Genomic DNA, 18,069 nt, shown 5'->3' with positions numbered 1-18,069 from the left:
GATGAACGATCCTATTGTTATTGTTGGCGCCGCACGCACCCCGATGGGCGCATTCCTGGGAGATTTCGCGGCATTGTCGGCTTCCGATCTGGGCGCGGTGGCAATTCGCGCAGCGGTCGAGCGCGCCGGGCTGGAACCGAAACTGGTGAGCGAAGTCCTGTTCGGCAACTGCCTGATGGCGGGTCAGGGCCAGGCACCGGCACGCCAGGCGGCGATCAAGGCCGGCATTCCGGTTTCCACCGGCGCGGTCACCATGTCGAAGATGTGCGGCTCCGCGATGAAGGCCGCCATGATCGGCTTCGACTCCATCCTCGCCGGCTCCAATGAAATCGTCGTCGCCGGCGGCATGGAATCGATGACCGGCGCGCCTTACCTGATTCCGAAGGGACGCAGCGGCTATCGCATCGGCCACGCCATGATGTACGACCACATGATGCTCGATGGTCTGGAAGACGCCTACGAGAAGGGCCGCTCCATGGGCACCTTCGGCGAGGAATGCGCAGCCAAATACGAGTTCACCCGCGAAGCGCAGGATGCGTTCGCGATCGAATCCGTCAAGCGCGCGCAGGCGGCGACCGCCGACGGCTCCTTCAAATGGGAAATCGCGCCGGTCACGGTGGCGGGCAAGGGCGGCGACGTGGTGGTCGACAAGGACGAAGGTCCGCTGAAGGCCAAGCTCGACAAGATTCCCTCGCTCAAGCCGGCCTTCAAGAAGGATGGCACGATCACGGCTGCGTCTTCGTCCTCCATCAACGACGGTGCCGCCGCGCTGGTGCTGATGCGCGAATCGACCGCGAAGAAGCTCGGCTGCAAGCCGATCGCCCGCGTGCTTGGCCATGCCACGCATTCGCAGGAACCGAACTGGTTCACCACCGCACCGGTCGGCGCCATCGACAAGCTGTACAAGAAGCTGAACCTGACCACCAAGGATGTCGATCTGTTCGAGATCAATGAAGCGTTCGCGGTCGTGCCGATGGCAGCGATGCGCGATCACGGCATCGCGCACGAGAAGATCAATATCCACGGCGGTGCCTGCGCACTCGGCCACCCGATCGGTGCCTCCGGCGCTCGCATCATTGTCACGCTGATCGGCGCGCTGAAGAAGACCGGCGGCAAGCTGGGTGTCGCTTCGCTGTGCATCGGCGGCGGTGAAGGAACGGCGATGGCGATCGAGCTGATGTAAGCAAGCGTCATTGAGCAATCCACCGTCCGGTTCCCTCCTCCATGCAGGGGGGAGGGAACCCGTATCAGACTTTTTCGACTTTCCGTCCCGGATCTCGTCATGCCTACCGCACTCATTATCGGTGCCTCTCGCGGCATCGGTCACGAATTTGTCCGCCAGCTGCTGACTGACCGCTGGAAGGTATTCGCCACCGCGCGCGACGACGCGGCGCTGGCGGCATTGCGTTCGGACGGCGCCGAGGCCGTCAAGCTCGACGTCGCCAACCCTGACTCGCTGGCCGCACTCGGCTGGCAGCTCGACGGCGTGAAACTCGATCTTGCCGTGTATGTCGCCGGCGTGTTCGGGCCGCGTGATGACGCGAAGTCAGCACCGACGCAGCAGGATTTCGACCATGTGATGCGCACCAACGTGCTCGGCGCGATGCAGGCGATACCGCTGGTGGCGCCGATGGTGGAAGCCGCGGGCGGCAAGTTCGGTTTCCTCAGCAGCGGCATGGGCAGCGTGAGCGGCACGGAGTCGAGTTACGGCTGGCTGTACCGCGTATCGAAGTCGGCCTTGAACATGGTCGTCAAGAGCGCATCCTTCGACTACCCGAAGGCGACTTTCGTCGCGCTCGATCCGGGCTGGGTGAAGACTGACATGGGCGGGCCGGGCGCGGCGATCACGGCGGAAGAAAGCGTGCGCGGATTGCTGCAGGTGATTGCATCGCTGACGCCCGGCGACACAGGGGCGTATCGCAGTCGCAGCGGGAAGATGCTCGACTGGTAAACATCGATCGGTGCGCGCGGCGCATCGCCAACAGGGAAAAGAAAACAAGATGGTTCTGTCAGAACAACACGAAATGATCCGCGACGCGCTGCGCAGCTTTGCGCAGGAACGCCTCGCGCCGAATGCCGCACGCTGGGACAAGGAACATCATTTTCCGAAGGACGAGCTGCAGGGGCTGGCGGCGCTCGGAGCCTTCGGCGTCGCCGTGCCGGAAGAACTCGGCGGCGCGGGGCTCGATTACCTCTCGCTGGCGCTGGTACTGGAAGAAATTGCAGCCGGCGACGGCGGCACCTCGACCATCATCTCGGTCAACAACTGCCCGGTGTGCAGCATCGCCATGATGTATGCCAACGACGCGCAGAAGGAGCAATGGCTGAAGCCGCTGGCGCGCGGCGAGATGCTGGGCGCGTTCTGCCTGACCGAGCCACATGTGGGCAGCGACGCCGCCGCCTTGCGCACTACTGCGACCAGAGATGGCGACCATTACGTGTTGAACGGCGTGAAGCAGTTCATCACCAGCGGCAAGTATGCCGATGTCGCGATCGTGATGGCGGTGACGGACAAGGCGGCCGGCAAGCGCGGCATCAGCGCATTCTGGGTGCCGACCAATACACCCGGTTACGTCGTGGCGCGCCTGGAAGAGAAGCTCGGACAGCACTCGTCCGACACGGCACAGATCCTGTTCGATAACTGCCGCATTCCCGCGCAAAACCTGATCGGCGACGAAGGGCAGGGCTACAAGATTGCCTTGTCCGGGCTGGAAGGCGGGCGCATCGGCATCGCCTCGCAATCGGTGGGCATGGCGCGCGCCGCGTTCGATGCCGCGCTTGCCTACTCCAAGGAGCGCACCAGCTTCGGCAAGCCGCTGTTCGAGCACCAGGCGGTGCAGTTCAAGCTGTCCGACATGGCCACGCAGATCGAAGCGGCGCGCCAGTTGATCTGGCATGCGGCCAGCCTCAAGGACGCAGGGCGCGCCTGCCTCAAGGAAGCGGCAATGGCCAAGCTGTTCGCCAGCGAAATGGCCGAGCGTGTCTGTTCCGATGCGATTCAGATCCATGGCGGCTACGGCTATGTCAGCGATTTTCCGGTCGAGCGGATTTATCGCGACGTGCGCGTGTGCCAGATCTACGAGGGCACCAGCGACATCCAGAAGATCCTGATCGGCCGCGCGCTGGCCTGATACGGAGAGGACGCCATGACGACCGCAATCGATTTCTACTTCGACTTTTCCTCGCCATACGGCTACTTCGCATCGACGCGCATCGAACATCTCGCGGCAAGATACGATCGCAAGGTGAACTGGCATCCGTTGCTGCTGGGCGCGGTGTTCAAGACGACCGGCGGCGTGCCGCTGCCGATGGTGCCTTTGAAGGGCGAGTACGCGTTTCGCGATTTCGAGCGCTGTGCACGTTTTCACGGCATTTCGTATCAACGCCCGCCCGCATTTCCACTGGCGACGCAGCTGGCGGCGCGCGCCATGCTGTGGGTGCGGCAGGCACATGGCGAGCGCAAAGCGGTCGAGTTCGCGCAGGCGGTGTACCACGCCTATTTCGTTGACGGCAGCAATATCGCCGATACCGATGCCATTGCAGAGATCGCCGGCAAGACGGGACTGGATGCGGCGGCGGTGATCGACGGCGCCAACAGTGCGCCCGTCAAGGAGCAGTTGAAAGCCGACGTCGACGCGGCGATGGCGCGCGGCGTATTCGGCTCGCCCTTTGTGATTGTCGACGGCGAACCGTTCTGGGGCTTTGACCGCTTCGACCAGCTTGAGGCATTTTTAAAGTACGGAAAGATCTGAAACCGGAGGAGACATCATGCCAATGAAAAAAGGATACAAGGCGCTCGTCGATGAGGCGATGGCGCAGGTGAAGACCTACAGCGTGGAACAGGCCAGGGCCAAGTTCGGCGATCCGCAGGTACAGTTCGTCGACGTGCGGGACGTGCGCGAGCTGGAGCGCGACGGTATCGTCCCCGGCGCCTTTTCCGCGCCGCGCGGCATGATCGAATTCTGGGTTGACCCCGATTCGCCGTACTTCAAGCCGGTGTTCGGCGAAAAGAAGGAATTCGTCTTCTTCTGCGCCGCCGGCTGGCGCAGCGCGCTCACCACCAAGACCGTGCAGGACATGGGACTGGAAAACGTCGCGCACATCGAAGGCGGCTTCGGCGCATGGAAGGCCGCGGGCGCGCCGGTGGGCGTGAAAGAGAGCAAGGGCAAACATTGATTCTTGCTTGTCCACGGAAATCACGGAAAACACGGAAAAGTTCAAGGACTCATGCGACCGGTCGTGGCTTCTCAAACATCCCTCATCTGGGAATGTCATTGGTTTTCTTTCCGTGATTTCCGTGGACAGGCATTTACCTGAGAAGTTATGACACGTACCACCAAGCCGACACCATGCCCCTGCGGCGGAAACCACTATGAGCAGTGCTGCGGGCGTTTCATCGACGGCGGTGAAATCCCGCAAACCGCCGAGCAGCTGATGCGTTCGCGTTACACCGCCTATACCTTGCACAACGAGGATTATGTGAAATCGACCTGGCATGCAAGCACGCGGCCGGCCGAGGCGGTGGCGCAGGACGAGGATATGAAATGGCTGGGCCTGGAAGTGCGCAAGCATGTTCCGGAAGGTGATACCGCAACGGTCGAATTTGTGGCGCGCTACAAGATCGGCGGCCGCGCGCACCGCTTGCACGAAACCAGTCGCTTCGTGCGCGCAGAAGGCCGGTGGTATTACGTCGATGGCAGTTTTTCTACAACAAAATGACTGGAGAGAGTAAATGGCGCAGTTGGTTACAAGCTACGACCGGGGCAGTCAGGAGTCGCCGTTGATCGAACAGACGATCGGCGATTTCTTCGATGCCACGGTCAGCCGTTTTCCCGAGAACGAAGCACTGGTGTCCTGCCATCAGCAGCTACGCTATACCTATCGCGAGCTGCAGCAGGAGTCCAACCGCCTGGCCAGCGCGCTGCTCGGCCTGGGCCTGCAGCCGGGCGACCGTGTCGGCATCTGGTCGCACAACAATGCCCAATGGCTGATGACGCAGATTGCGACAGCGAAAGCCGGCATCATTCTGGTCAACATCAATCCGGCCTACCGGATCGCCGAGCTCGAATACGCGCTGAACAAGGTTGGCTGCAAGGCCTTGATCACGATGACTGCCTTCAAGACCAGCGATTACCTCGAGATGATCCGTGCCGTTGCGCCGGAAATCGTTGACGCCACGCCGGGCAGCTTGAGCGCGGCGCGCGCGCCGTCCTTGAAAACGGTGATACAGCTCGGCGAAGAACAGGTGCCTGGCATGATGCGTTTTTCCGACCTGATGGCGACAGGCGATCCCGCCGATCCTCGTCTTGCGCAGATCGGTGCGGGATTGAAGAACACCGACCCGATCAACATCCAGTTCACCAGCGGCACCACCGGCTTTCCCAAGGGCGCGACGCTGACTCATCGCAATGTGCTGAACAACGGCTTCTTCATCGGCGAGGCGATGCGCCTCACGCCGGCCGACCGCTTGTGCATTCCCGTCCCGCTCTACCATTGCTTCGGCATGGTGCTTGGCAATCTGGCCTGCCTGACGCATGGCGCCACCATCGTCTATCCGAACGACGCTTTCGATCCGCTGCTGGTCCTGCAGGCGGTACAGCAGGAACGTTGCACCGGCCTGCACGGCGTGCCGACCATGTTCATCGCGGAACTCGATCATCCCCGTTTCAAGGAATTCGACCTGTCAACGCTGCGCACCGGCATCATGGCCGGCTCGCCTTGCCCGATCGAAGTGATGAAACGCGTGGTCAGCGACATGCATTTGAGCGAAGTCACGATCGCCTACGGCATGACCGAAACAAGCCCGGTCAGTTGCCAGAGTACGACCGATACGCCGCTCGAAAAGCGCGTGTCCACGGTCGGCAAGACGCAGCCGCACCTGGAAGTGAAAATCGTCGATCCCGACACCGGCAAGACCGTGCCTGTCGGCACCTCCGGCGAGCTGTGCACGCGCGGCTATTCGGTGATGCACGGCTACTGGGGCGATCCCGAGAAGACCGCCGAAGCCATTGATGCCGAAGGCTGGATGCACACCGGCGACCTCGCGGTGATGGATGCGGAAGGCTACGTCAATATTTCGGGCCGCATCAAGGACATGGTCATTCGCGGCGGCGAGAACATTTACCCGCGCGAGATCGAGGAATTCCTGTATCGCCATCCCGGCGTGCAGGATGTGCAGGTGGTCGGCGTGCCCGACAAGAAGTACGGCGAGGAATTGTGCGCGTGGATCATTCCGCGCGCCGGTGCGACCGTGAATGAAGAGAGCATTCGTGAATTCTGCCGCGGCCAGATCGCGCATTACAAGGTGCCGCGCTACATCCGCTTCGTCGAAGCCTTCCCGATGACTATCACCGGCAAGGTGCAGAAATTCAAGATGCGCGAACTGATGAAGCAAGAGCTGCAGCTGGATGAAGAAAAGACCGCGTAAACGCGCGGAAAATTACAACAAAGGATGTTGAAATGTCGCATTTAGAAAGCAAACTCAATCCGCGCAGCGAAGAGTTCAAGGACAATTCTGCGGCGATGCAAGCGCTGGTCGACGACCTGAAGGAGAAGGTCGCAAAGATCGCGCTGGGCGGCGGCGACGAGGCACGCAAGAAGCATACTTCGCGCGGCAAGCTGCTGCCGCGCGACCGCGTGCAGATGCTGCTCGATCCGGGCACGCCCTTCCTGGAATTCTCGCAGCTCGCCGCCTACGACATGTATCACAATGCGGCGCCTTCGGCCGGCATCATCACCGGCATCGGGCGCGTGGCCGGGCAGGAATGCGTGATCGTCTGCAATGACGCCACCGTCAAGGGCGGCACCTATTATCCGATCACGGTGAAGAAGCATCTGCGCGCGCAGGAAATCGCCGACCAGAACAATCTGCCGTGCATTTACCTGGTCGACTCCGGCGGCGCCAACCTGCCGAACCAGGATGACGTGTTCCCCGACCGCGACCACTTCGGCCGCATCTTCTACAACCAGGCCAACCTGTCGGCCAAGGGCATTCCGCAGATCGCCGTGGTGATGGGCTCCTGCACCGCAGGCGGCGCGTATGTGCCGGCGATGAGCGACGAGTCGATCATCGTGAAGGAGCAGGGCACGATTTTCCTCGGCGGCCCGCCGCTGGTAAAGGCCGCGACCGGCGAAGTGGTGAGCGCGGAAGACCTCGGCGGTGGCGACGTGCACACGCGCCTGTCCGGCGTGGTCGACCATCTGGCGCAGAACGATATGCATGCGCTCGCGCTGGCGCGCAGCATCGTCTCCAACCTCAACCGCAAGAAGCCGCAGCAGATGGTGCTGCGCGAACCGGTCGCGCCGAAGTACGACGCGCGCGAATTGTACGGCGTGATCCCGACCGACACGCGCAAGCCCTTCGACGTGCGCGAAGTCATTGCGCGCATCGTCGACGGCAGCGAATTCGATGAGTTCAAGGCGCGCTACGGCACCACGCTGGTGTGCGGCTTCGCGCACATCTTCGGCATGCCGGTCGGCATCATCGCCAACAACGGCATCCTGTTTTCCGAATCGGCATTGAAGGGTACGCACTTCATCGAGCTGTGCTGCCAGCGCAAGATTCCGCTGGTGTTCCTGCAGAACATCACTGGCTTCATGGTCGGTCGCAAATATGAAAACGAAGGCATCGCGCGCAACGGCGCGAAGATGGTGACCGCCGTCTCGACCGCTTCGGTGCCGAAATTCACCGTGATCATCGGCGGCAGCTTCGGCGCCGGCAACTACGGCATGTGCGGACGCGGCTTTTCCCCGCGCATGCTGTGGATGTGGCCGAATGCGCGCATTTCCGTGATGGGTGGCGAACAGGCAGCGAGCGTGCTCGCCACCGTCAAGCGCGACGGCATCGAAGGCAAGGGCGGCACCTGGTCGGCGCAGGAGGAAGAGGCATTCAAGGCGCCGATCCGCGAGCAGTATGAACATCAGGGCCATCCGTACTACGCCTCCGCGCGTCTGTGGGACGACGGCGTGATCGATCCGGCGGATACGCGCATGGTGCTGGGGCTGGGATTGAGCGCATCGCTGAACGCGCCGATTCCGGAGACGAAGTTCGGCGTATTCAGGATGTAATCATGTCTTACCAATCACTCACTGTCGCCATTGAAGGCCGCGTCGCCACGGTCACCCTCAACCGCCCCGAGGTGCGCAACGCATTCAACGAAACCACCATCGCCGAAATCACGCAGGCCTTCCGCGAACTCGGACAGAACGAGGCCATTCGCGCCATCGTGCTCGCCGCCAGCGGCCCGGCATTCTGCGCCGGCGCCGATCTCAACTGGATGAAGAAAATGGCGGGGTATACGTACGAGGAAAACCGTGCGGATGCGATGCAACTGGCCGAGATGCTGCGTACGATCTATGCCTGCCCGAAACCGGTAGTGGCAAAAGTGCAAGGGGATTGCTACGCCGGCGGGATGGGTCTGGTGGCCGCATGCGACATCGCTATTTGCAAAGAGGCAACTAATTTTTGTCTGAGCGAGGCAAAACTGGGCCTTATTCCTGCGACAATCTCGCCTTACGTCATCAAGGCCATGGGCGAAAACCCCGCCCGTCGGTATTTCCTCACGGCGGAACGCTTTTCCGCGCAGGAAGCGATGCGCATCGGCTTCGTGCATGCGGTGGTATCCGCCGATGCGCTCGGCGCATCCACTGCGGACATTGTGAAGGCTTTGGTGTCCAACAGTCCGAATGCGGTGAAGGAAGCCAAGCGTCTGGTGCAGGATGTGGCGGGACAGCCGCTGACCGAGTCATTGATCGCGGACACGGCAACGCGCATCGCCGACATCCGCAGTTCCGAGGAAGGCAAGGAAGGCGTGCGCTCGTTTCTGGAAAAGCGCAAGCCGACCTGGCTGACTTAGGAAGAACACGTTCCGTCCTCCTGCACGAGGACGGAACAGGAAGTGAATGGAACAGTTTTGGAGCAGTATTTGAACGCAAGTCTGAAAACCCACCTCGCAGCAACCGACCAGGTCGCACGCAGCCTCAAGAGCGTCTGGCATCCGTGCACGCAGATGCAGCACCACGAAACGGTGCCGCTGGTGCCGGTCAGCCACGGACGCGGCGCATGGCTGTACGACACGGATGGCAAGCGCTATCTGGATGCGATCAGTTCATGGTGGGTCAACCTGTTCGGCCATGCCAACCCGCGCATCAATGCCGCACTCAAGGAGCAGCTCGATACGCTGGAGCACGCCATGCTGGCCGGCTTCACGCATGAACCGGTGATCGTCCTGTCGGAACAATTGTCGGCGCGCACCAACCACGTGCTCGGCCATTGCTTCTATGCATCCGATGGCGCATCGGCGACCGAGATCGCGCTGAAGATGAGTTTCCATTACTGGCGCAATACCGGCCATGCCGACAAGCGCGAGTTCGTGTGCCTGAAGGGCAGCTATCACGGCGAAACGGTCGGTGCGCTGGCAGTGACCGACGTACAATTGTTCCGCGATGCCTACGGCCCATTGCTGCAGCAGGCGCATGTGGTGATGTCGCCCGATGCGCGTGCCGCGGAGCAGGGCGAGACGCCGGCCGATGTCGCGTGTCGCGCAGCGAAGGCATTCGAAACGCTGCTGCAGGATCGCAGCAGGCATATCGCCGCCATCATTATCGAACCGCTGGTGCAATGCGCTGCCGGCATGGCGATGTACGATCCGGTCTACCTCAGCGAAGTACGCGCCCTGTGCGATCGCTACCAAGTGCATCTGATCGCCGATGAAATCGCGGTCGGCTGCGGCCGCACCGGCACCTTCTTCGCATGCGAACAAGCTAATATCTGGCCTGATTTTGTCTGCCTGTCGAAGGGCATCAGCGGCGGTTACCTGCCCTTGTCGCTGGTGATGACGCGCGACGACATCTACCAAGCCTTCTATGATGCCGATGTGCGGCGCGGTTTCCTGCATTCGCATTCCTACACCGGCAATCCGCTCGCCTGCCGCGCCGCGCTGGCGACGCTGGCGATCTTCGACGAAGACGATGTGCTCAAGCGCAACCGTGAACGCGCCGCGCGCATGACCGAAGCGCTGGCGCCGCTCGCCGAACATCCGCGGGTGAAGAATTTCCGCCAGCGCGGCATGATCTGGGCGTTCGATGCGGTGATCGACGACGCGGCCGCAGCAAGCAGCTTCTCGCGTCGCTTCTTCACGGAAGCACTGAATAATGAATTGCTGATGCGCCCAATCGGACGCACTGTCTACCTGATGCCGCCCTACATCCTCGACGACGAGGAAATCGCCGGCCTCGCCGCCCGCACGCAAGCCGTGTTCGATAAAGTGATCGGAGCATGAGCATGGAACTGCTGGCGACACTCGAACGCGAACTGCAGCATCTGGATGCGCAAAGCCTGCGTCGCCGCCTGCGCGTGGCGGAGACGCCCTGCGCGCCGCATGTGAAGGTCGACGGCCGCGACATGCTGGCCTTCTGCAGCAACGACTATCTTGGCCTGGCCGCGCATCCGCGCCTGGTCGAAGCCTTGCAGGAGGGGGCCGCGCGTTACGGCGTCGGCAGCGGCGCATCGCATCTGATCAGCGGCCACTCGCGCGCGCATGCGCAGCTGGAAGAGCGCTTCGCCGAATTCCTGTCGCCGCACCTGGAATCGCCGCGTGCGCTGTATTTCTGCACCGGCTACATGGCCAACCTGTCGATTATCAGCGCGCTCGGCGGACGCGATGCGGAAATCTTTTCGGAAGCACTGAACCACGCCTCGCTGATCGACGGCGCGCGCTTGTCACGCGCGCAAGTGAAGGTCTATCCGCACGGCGACACCGATGCGCTGGAAAGCATGCTCAAGCAGAGCAAGACGAAGAACAAGCTGGTCGTCACCGACAGCGTGTTCAGCATGGATGGCGATCTCGCACCGCTGCCGGCCTTGCTCTCCTTGTGCGAACAATACGGCGCCTGGCTGGTGGTTGACGACGCGCACGGTTTCGGCGTGCTCGGCGCGAATGGGCGCGGCGCGCTGGAACATTTCGACCTGCGTTCGCCTTACCTCATCTACATGGGCACGCTCGGCAAGGCGGCCGGCGTCGGCGGCGCATTCGTCGCCGCGCACGAGACCGTGATCGAGTGGCTGGTGCAGCGCGCCCGCCCTTACATTTACACGACCGCGGCAGCACCCGCGCTGGCGCATGCCTTGATGGCCAGCATGGATATCATTGCCGGCGACGAGGGCGCGGCGCGGCGCGCGCACCTGAAGGCGTTGATCGAACAACTGCGCGGCGCGCTGAACCTGCAGCGCTGGGAATTGGTCCCTTCGCAAACCGCGATTCAGCCGATCATCATCGGCGCCAATGACGAAACCATGCGCGCCGCCACCGCCTTGTACGGGCAGGGCTTCTGGGTGCCTGGCATCCGCCCGCCGACCGTTCCGCCCGACACCGCGCGCCTGCGCGTGACCTTGTCGGCAGCGCATAATGCCCGCGACGTGGCAGAACTGGCCAGCGCGATCAATCTTCTGGAGGCATCTGCATGAGTGCTTCAATCGCTTATTTCGTGACGGGCACCGACACCGAAATCGGCAAGACGCTGGTGTCGAGTACCTTGCTGTATGCCCTGACGCAGCAGGGTTTGCGTGCTGCCGGCATGAAGCCGGTTGCCGCAGGCGCGGAACTGCGCGACGGCGCCTTGCATAACGAGGACGCCGACCTGCTGGCGGCGGCATCCAGCGTCGCGCTGCCCACCGAACTGACCACGCCTTATCTGCTGCGCGAACCCGCGGCGCCGCATATCGCAGCGGCACAGGAAGGCGTCACCATCGACCTCCAGCATATCCATGCGTGTTATGACCGCATTGCGGCGGCGGCCGATGCGGTGGTGGTCGAAGGCGTCGGCGGCTTTCGCGTGCCCTTGTCCGACACCTGCGACACCGCCGACCTGGCGCAGCAGCTCGGCCTGCCGGTGATCCTGGTGGTCGGCCTGCGGCTGGGCTGTTTGAATCATGCGCTGCTGACCGCCGAGGCGATCGCGGCGCGCGGCCTGAAGCTGGCCGGCTGGGTCGGCAATGTGGTCGACCTCGAGATGCGCTACGGGATGGATAATCTCGAAGCCTTGGCGGCTCGCCTGCCGGCGCCGGCGCTCGGTTGCATTCCCCGCTTGCCTGCGGCATCGCCCTCGGCGGCGGCGGACCATCTCGATTTTTCAAGTTTGCCGGGCTGGCCGCAAGGCCGGCCGGTTTGTCCCGTTTCAAATTAGTGCAAAGGAAGTGATTCATGTCGCAAACGATTACGTTCCACGAAGTCTCGACCCCCGCCGCGCGCAAGGCAATGGTGGCGCAGCGCTGGCCGGTCGACAAGGTGCTGGAACTGTTCAACCTGCCATTCAACGATTTGCTGTTCCGCGCACAGCAGGTGCATCGCGAAAACTTCGATCCGCAGGAAATCGAACTGGCGACGCTGCTGTCGATCAAGACCGGCGGCTGTCCCGAGGATTGCGGCTACTGCCCGCAGGCCGCGCGCTACGACACCGGCGTGAAGGCGCAGAAGATGCTCGAACTGGAAACGGTGCTCGCCGCCGCGCGCAAGGCGAAGGAACATGGCGCCACCCGCTTCTGCATGGGCGCCGCCTGGCGCAGCCCGAAGGATCGCGATCTGGAACACGTTGAAGCGATGGTGCGCGGCGTCAAGGCGCTCGGGATGGAAGCCTGCGCCACGCTGGGCATGCTGGAAGACGGACAGGCCGAGAGGCTGAAGGAAGCCGGCCTCGATTACTACAACCACAACCTCGACACCGCGCCGGAGTTCTACAACAACATCATCCACACGCGCGACTATGAAAACCGCCTCGACACGCTGGACAAGGTGCGCAATGCCGGCATCAAGGTCTGCTGCGGTGGCATCGTCGGCATGGGCGAATCGCGCCGCCAGCGCGCCGGGCTGATCGCGCAGCTTGCCAATCTCGATCCCTATCCGGATTCGGTGCCGATCAATAACCTGGTGCAGGTGGAAGGCACGCCGCTGCATGGCACCGAGCCGATCGACCCGCTGGAATTCGTGCGCACCGTCGCGGTGGCGCGCATCACGATGCCGACCGCGCGCGTGCGCATGTCGGCCGGCCGCCGCGAGATGGGCGAGGCGGTGCAGGCCTTGTGCTTCCTGGCGGGAGCGAATTCGATTTTCTACGGCGACAAGCTGCTCACCACCGGCAACCCGGATGCGGATGCGGACAGCGCACTGCTGGAGAAGCTGGGCATGCACGCCAAGCATGTGACGCAGGAAGTGGAATGCTGATTTAGTCATCAAGAACATTCCCTCCCCTTCAGGGTGAGGGATGGCAGGGAAGATTTACCACCAATAAAACAACCCGTCGCCTGCCTTGGCTACCCGCCGGGGCAAGCGCTCAAAGGAGCAAGCGTGTTCACCAAAATCCTGATTGCAAACCGCGGCGAGATCGCTTGCCGTGTTGCCGCAACCGCACACCGACTGGGCGTCAAAACCGTCGCGGTGTATTCGGAAGCGGACGCCAACGCCAAACACGTTGCCGTATGCGATGAATCCGTGCTGATCGGGCCGGCGCCCGCGAAGGAAAGCTACCTGCGCGCCGACAAGATCATCGAAGTCGCGCTCGCCACCGGCGCACAGGCGATCCACCCCGGCTACGGCTTCCTGTCCGAGAACGAGGAGTTCGCGGAAGCCTGCGCCAAGGCCGGCCTGGTCTTCATCGGCCCGCCGGCTTCGGCGATCCGCGCGATGGGTTCCAAGTCTGCGGCGAAGGCGCTGATGGAAAAGGCGGACGTGCCGCTGGTGCCCGGCTATCACGGCGACCGTCAGGAAGCCGACTTCCTGCAGGAGCAGGCCGACAAGATCGGCTACCCGGTGCTGCTGAAGGCCAGCGCGGGCGGCGGCGGCAAGGGCATGCGCATCGTCGAGAAAAGCGCCGACTTCAAGGCCGCGCTCGACTCCTGCAAGCGCGAAGCGATCAACAGCTTCGGCGACGACAAGGTGCTGGTCGAAAAATATCTGACACGTCCGCGCCACATCGAGATCCAGGTGTTCGCCGACACCAAGGGCGATTGCGTCTACCTGTTCGAGCGCGACTGCTCGGTGCAGCGGCGCCATCAGAAAGTACTGGAAGAAGCGCCCGCGCCGGGCATGACGTCCGAGCGGCGTTGCGCGATGGGTGAAGCCGCGGTTGCCGCGGCCAAGGCAGTCGGTTACGTCGGCGCCGGCACGGTCGAGTTCATCGCCAATCAGGACGGCTCCTTCTACTTCATGGAAATGAATACCCGCCTGCAGGTCGAACATCCGGTGACGGAAATGATCACCGGCCTCGACCTGGTGGAATGGCAGTTGCGGGTCGCCTCGGGCGAAGCGCTGCCGAAGAAGCAGGACGAACTGAAGATCCACGGACACGCGCTGGAAGCGCGCATCTACGCCGAGAATCCGGAGAAAGGCTTCCTGCCGTCGATCGGCACGCTGCGTCACATGTGCACGCCGCAGGCCGTGAGCTTTGAGCTCGGAAAGGGCAGCATTGCCACCGAGCCTGCTGCTGTTCGCATCGATTCCGGCGTGCGCGAGGGGGACGCGATTTCGCCGTTCTACGACCCGATGATCGCCAAGCTCATCGTCTGGGGCAAGGACCGTGCGGAAGCGCTGGGCCACATGGCGCAGGCCTTGTCGGAATACCAGATCGTCGGCCTCGCCACCAACGTCGCCTTCCTCAAGCGTCTGGTGGAAAGCCAGCCGTTCTCCCACGCCGACCTCGACACCGGCCTGATCGAACGCCATCACGCGGCCTTGTTCCCGCCGACGCAGCCGGTCGCCATGCAGGTGCTCGCACTCGCGGCAGCATCGCTCCTCACCTCGGAGCGGAGTGCCGACGCGGCCGCCAACGATCCCTGGGCCGACACCAGCGGATGGCGCATGAACGGCACGCTGTTGCGGCAGCTGGACTTTGCCGACGAAGCAAGCGCTTACCCGGTGGCAGTCGGATATCGTGACGCGGGCTGGTCGTTGACGCTCGGCGCGGACTCTTCCGCGATGACCCTGGTCGAGCGCAAGGACGATCATCTGGTCATCAAGCTCGACGGTGCGACGGTGCGCGGCACCGTGGTGCGCGACGGCGAGATGTTCCATGTATTCACCGGCGGCGCGCATTTCCCGCTGAACTACAACGATCCGCTGGCACATGCGGGCGAAGCGGAAGCGGAAGGCGGTCGCCTCACCGCGCCGATGCCGGGCAAGATCGTCGCAGTGCTGGTCGACAAGGGCAGGAGCGTCGAAAAGGGCGAGCCGCTGCTGATCATGGAAGCGATGAAGATGGAGCACACCATTGCCGCGCCCGCAAACGGCACGGTGGAAGACCTGCTGTATGCGGTCGGTGACCAGGTGAGCGAGGGTGCGCAGCTGCTCGCCTTCAAGGCTGCCTGAGAAGGAGATGCACATGGGATTGCCGAACAAGGTAAAGATCGTCGAGGTCGGTCCGCGCGACGGCCTGCAGAACGAGAAGGAAACCATTTCCGCCGACGTCAAGGTAGAGCTGGTCGACCGCCTGACCGATGCCGGCTTCGTCAACATCGAAGCCGCGTCCTTCGTCTCGCCGAAATGGGTGCCGCAGATGGCCACCTCGGCGGAAGTGATGGCACGCATCCGGCGCAAGCCGGGTGTCATCTATTCCGTGCTGACGCCGAACATGAAGGGCTTCGAAGCGGCGCTTGCGGCGAAAGCCGATGAAGTGGTGATCTTCGGTGCGGCGTCGGAAGCGTTCTCGCAGAAGAACATCAATTGTTCGATCGCGGAATCCATCGAACGCTTTCGCGAAGTGGCGGAGGCGGCCAAGCAAAACAAGATCCGCCTGCGCGGCAGCATCAGCTGTTCCTTCGGCTGCCCCTACCAGGGCGAAGTCTCGCCGGAGAGCGTGGCCGATGTGGTGCGCCGCCTGCGCGAACTGGGCTGTGATGAAATCGACATCGCCGACACCATCGGCGTGGGCACGCCGAAAAAGGTGCAGGCCGTGATGGAGCGGGCAGCGCAGGAATTCCCGATCGCGCAACTGTCCGGCCATTTCCACGACACCTACGGACAGGCATTGGCGAATATCTACGCCAGCATGGAAGTCGGCATCGCGACCTTCCATTCCTCGGTCGCGGGACTGGGCGGTTGCCCTTACGCCAAGGGCGCAACCGGCAATGTCTCGACGGAAGACGTGTTGTACATGATGAACGGTCTCGGCGTCGATACCGGCATCGACCTCGACAAGGTGGTCGATGCGGGGCAGTTCATCTCGCAACACCTCGGCCGCAAGGCGGTCAGTCGTGCCGGCAATGCGATTGCCGCCAAGCGCGCAGGATAGGAAAGCGCAGGGAATACCGGGAAGGTGAGTCATCGCAAGTTACCGTCGCTGCTGACGGAAATCCGCGCCTGCCGGCTGTGCGAGCTGCATTTGCCGCATGGTCCGCGTCCGGTGGTGCAGGCAGGTGCGAGTGCGCGCCTGCTGATCGTCGGACAGGCACCCGGCAAGCGCGTGCATGACACCGGCATCCCGTGGAATGATCCCTCCGGCGACCGGTTGCGCGACTGGCTCGGCCTGTCGCGCGATGTGTTCTACGATGCGCAGCAGGTCGCGATCGTGCCGACGGCATTCTGCTACCCCGGCAAGGGCAAGAGCGGCGACCTTCCTCCGCGCGCGGAATGCGCGCCGGCCTGGCATCCGCGCCTGCTCACGGCGATGCCGAACTTGCAACTGACCCTGCTGATCGGCCGATATGCACAAGAGTTCTATTTGCGCGAAAATGGCAAGCCGACCCTGACCGAGACGGTCGCGGCCTGGAAGGAATATCTGCCGCGGTATTTTCCGCTGCCGCATCCGAGTCCGCGCAACCAGTCCTGGTGGAAGAAAAACCCCTGGTTCGAACGCGACTTGCTGCCCGAATTGCGCCGCCGCGTCGCCCTGCTGATCACGGATTGAAACCACATGTACGATTCAACACAAGAAAAACTGCCCGACACCGCGCAACGCGTGGCCGACCTGCTGCGCGCGATCGGTCACGACAAGCCGGTCGTGATGCTGCCTGAAACCGGCAAGACCTCTGCCGAAGCTGCCGCCGGCCTTGGTTGCAGCGTCGCCGAAATCGCCAAGTCCATCGTCTTCCGCCGCCTGTCCGACGACGCGGCGGTGATGGTGGTGGCCAGCGGCGCCAACCGCGTCGATGAAAAGAAAGTCGCCGCGATCGTCGGTGCGCTCGGCAAGGCCGATGCGAAATTCGTCAAGGAACGCATCGGTTACGCGATCGGCGGCGTCTGTCCGATCGGGCATCTGCAGAAGACCGTGATGCTGGTCGATGAGGATCTGCTCAAGCTCGACAGCGTCTGGGCCGCGGCCGGACATCCACACGCGGTATTCAACCTGACGCCGCAACAGTTGCTGAAGATGACGGGTGCGCCGGTGGCCGACGTGGCACTGAAAGCGACCGCCTGAAAAGAAACACAAGAAGGAGACAAGATGAGCCCGGATCTCAAACCAGGTATTGCATTTGAATGGACCTATGTCGTGCCGGAGCGCTCGACCGTGCCGCAGCTCTATCACGACACCGCGTTCTGCCGCGACATGCCGGATGTGCTCGCGACCGGCTACATGGTCGGCATGATGGAGCTGGCCTGCGTCAATGGCATCATGCCCTACGTCGACTGGCCGCGCGAGCAGAGCGTCGGCGTGCATGTCAATTTCTCCCATCTCGCGGCGACGCCGCCGGGCATGACCTTGCAGATCCGCGGCAAGGTGACCGAGGTCGACGGACGACGCGTGAAGTTCTCGCTCGAGGCCTGGGACGGCATGGACAAGATCACCGAAGGCGTGCATGAGCGCGTGATCATCCTGCCCGAGAAATTCAACGCCAGGCTGGAGGAGAAAAAGGCCAGGGCGAGCGCCGTCGCGTGATGATCGATTTCGACCCGGCGTCCGATACCGGCAAGGTGCCGTCGCCCTGCATCAGCATCTGCAGGATGAATCCGCAGACCGGCTTGTGCGAGGGATGCTTGCGCAGCATCGATGAGATCGCGCTGTGGAGCACCGCGACGGAAGAGATGAAGCGGCAGGTGTGGGTGGAGATCAGAAGGCGGCGGGAAGCATTGTTCTGATCACGGC

General features: G+C 62.8%; 19 protein-coding genes. All 19 read left to right on the top strand.

Annotation, left to right across the window (positions count from 1 at the left end):
- Position 1 precedes the first annotated feature (1 nt).
- The 19 genes from E6W33_RS22905 to E6W33_RS22815 all read left to right on the top strand — a co-directional run bounded on the left by E6W33_RS22905 (position 2) and on the right by E6W33_RS22815 (position 18,062).
- On the top strand, positions 2–1,183 hold the full coding sequence (locus E6W33_RS22905; protein ID WP_136419751.1) for an acetyl-CoA C-acetyltransferase: 1,182 nt from the start codon (positions 2–4) through the stop codon (positions 1,181–1,183).
- 99 nt (positions 1,184–1,282) lie between these two features.
- Entirely contained in the window at positions 1,283–1,951 is a 669-nt protein-coding gene (locus E6W33_RS22900) for an SDR family oxidoreductase (RefSeq protein WP_136419684.1), read from the top strand.
- Positions 1,952–2,000: 49 nt separating this feature from the next.
- On the top strand, positions 2,001–3,131 hold the full coding sequence (locus E6W33_RS22895) for an acyl-CoA dehydrogenase family protein (protein ID WP_136419683.1): 1,131 nt from the start codon (positions 2,001–2,003) through the stop codon (positions 3,129–3,131).
- 15 nt (positions 3,132–3,146) lie between these two features.
- Entirely contained in the window at positions 3,147–3,752 is a 606-nt protein-coding gene (locus E6W33_RS22890; RefSeq protein WP_136419682.1) for a 2-hydroxychromene-2-carboxylate isomerase, read from the top strand.
- Between the two features lie 16 nt (positions 3,753–3,768).
- A complete protein-coding gene (locus tag E6W33_RS22885) occupies positions 3,769–4,176 on the top strand; it encodes a rhodanese-like domain-containing protein (protein ID WP_136419681.1) in 408 nt (135 codons plus the stop codon).
- 147 nt (positions 4,177–4,323) lie between these two features.
- Positions 4,324–4,719: a YchJ family metal-binding protein gene (locus E6W33_RS22880; protein ID WP_136419680.1), complete on the top strand. Its 396-nt coding sequence runs from the start codon at positions 4,324–4,326 to the stop codon at positions 4,717–4,719.
- A 13-nt stretch (positions 4,720–4,732) separates the two neighbouring features.
- Positions 4,733–6,427, top strand: coding sequence for an AMP-binding protein (locus E6W33_RS22875; RefSeq protein WP_136419679.1), 1,695 nt, complete (start codon positions 4,733–4,735; stop codon positions 6,425–6,427).
- Between the two features lie 32 nt (positions 6,428–6,459).
- On the top strand, positions 6,460–8,067 hold the full coding sequence (locus E6W33_RS22870) for a carboxyl transferase domain-containing protein (RefSeq protein ID WP_136419678.1): 1,608 nt from the start codon (positions 6,460–6,462) through the stop codon (positions 8,065–8,067).
- 2 nt (positions 8,068–8,069) lie between these two features.
- The gene (locus tag E6W33_RS22865) at positions 8,070–8,855 is read left to right on the top strand and encodes an enoyl-CoA hydratase/isomerase family protein (protein ID WP_136419677.1); all 786 of its coding nucleotides are present in this window, start codon (positions 8,070–8,072) and stop codon (positions 8,853–8,855) included.
- 69 nt (positions 8,856–8,924) lie between these two features.
- Positions 8,925–10,280 (top strand): adenosylmethionine--8-amino-7-oxononanoate transaminase, encoded by a 1,356-nt coding sequence (bioA, locus tag E6W33_RS22860; RefSeq protein ID WP_247869747.1) that lies wholly within the window; start codon positions 8,925–8,927, stop codon positions 10,278–10,280.
- Positions 10,281–10,282: 2 nt separating this feature from the next.
- On the top strand, positions 10,283–11,464 hold the full coding sequence (bioF, locus tag E6W33_RS22855) for an 8-amino-7-oxononanoate synthase (protein WP_136419749.1): 1,182 nt from the start codon (positions 10,283–10,285) through the stop codon (positions 11,462–11,464).
- Positions 11,461–12,183 (top strand): dethiobiotin synthase, encoded by a 723-nt coding sequence (gene bioD, locus E6W33_RS22850; RefSeq protein WP_136419676.1) that lies wholly within the window; start codon positions 11,461–11,463, stop codon positions 12,181–12,183. The genes bioF and bioD overlap by 4 nt, the downstream gene beginning before the upstream one ends.
- A gap of 71 nt (positions 12,184–12,254) precedes the next feature.
- Positions 12,255–13,217 (top strand): biotin synthase BioB, encoded by a 963-nt coding sequence (gene bioB, locus E6W33_RS22845; protein WP_136419748.1) that lies wholly within the window; start codon positions 12,255–12,257, stop codon positions 13,215–13,217.
- A gap of 123 nt (positions 13,218–13,340) precedes the next feature.
- The gene (locus tag E6W33_RS22840; RefSeq protein ID WP_136419675.1) at positions 13,341–15,356 is read left to right on the top strand and encodes an acetyl/propionyl/methylcrotonyl-CoA carboxylase subunit alpha; all 2,016 of its coding nucleotides are present in this window, start codon (positions 13,341–13,343) and stop codon (positions 15,354–15,356) included.
- A gap of 13 nt (positions 15,357–15,369) precedes the next feature.
- Positions 15,370–16,278 carry a hydroxymethylglutaryl-CoA lyase gene (locus tag E6W33_RS22835; RefSeq protein ID WP_136419674.1) on the top strand — a complete coding sequence of 303 codons (909 nt, stop codon included), beginning with the start codon at positions 15,370–15,372 and terminating at the stop codon, positions 16,276–16,278.
- A 24-nt stretch (positions 16,279–16,302) separates the two neighbouring features.
- Positions 16,303–16,893, top strand: a complete 591-nt coding sequence (locus E6W33_RS22830) for a uracil-DNA glycosylase family protein (RefSeq protein ID WP_211097415.1) — start codon at positions 16,303–16,305, stop codon at positions 16,891–16,893.
- A 6-nt stretch (positions 16,894–16,899) separates the two neighbouring features.
- On the top strand, positions 16,900–17,403 hold the full coding sequence (locus tag E6W33_RS22825; protein ID WP_136419673.1) for a YbaK/EbsC family protein: 504 nt from the start codon (positions 16,900–16,902) through the stop codon (positions 17,401–17,403).
- Between the two features lie 24 nt (positions 17,404–17,427).
- Entirely contained in the window at positions 17,428–17,862 is a 435-nt protein-coding gene (locus E6W33_RS22820) for a thioesterase family protein (protein ID WP_136419672.1), read from the top strand.
- A complete protein-coding gene (locus tag E6W33_RS22815; protein ID WP_136419671.1) occupies positions 17,862–18,062 on the top strand; it encodes a DUF1289 domain-containing protein in 201 nt (66 codons plus the stop codon). Before E6W33_RS22820 ends, E6W33_RS22815 begins: the two co-directional genes overlap by 1 nt.
- The last annotated feature ends 7 nt before the right edge of the window (positions 18,063–18,069 follow it).

Origin of the sequence: Herbaspirillum sp. ST 5-3, from assembly GCF_004804275.1 — a bacterium.
GTDB lineage: Bacteria > Pseudomonadota > Gammaproteobacteria > Burkholderiales > Burkholderiaceae_D > Noviherbaspirillum.
The sequence above is the reverse complement of the archived record's forward strand: the minus strand, read 5'-3'. Positions and strand labels throughout refer to the sequence as shown.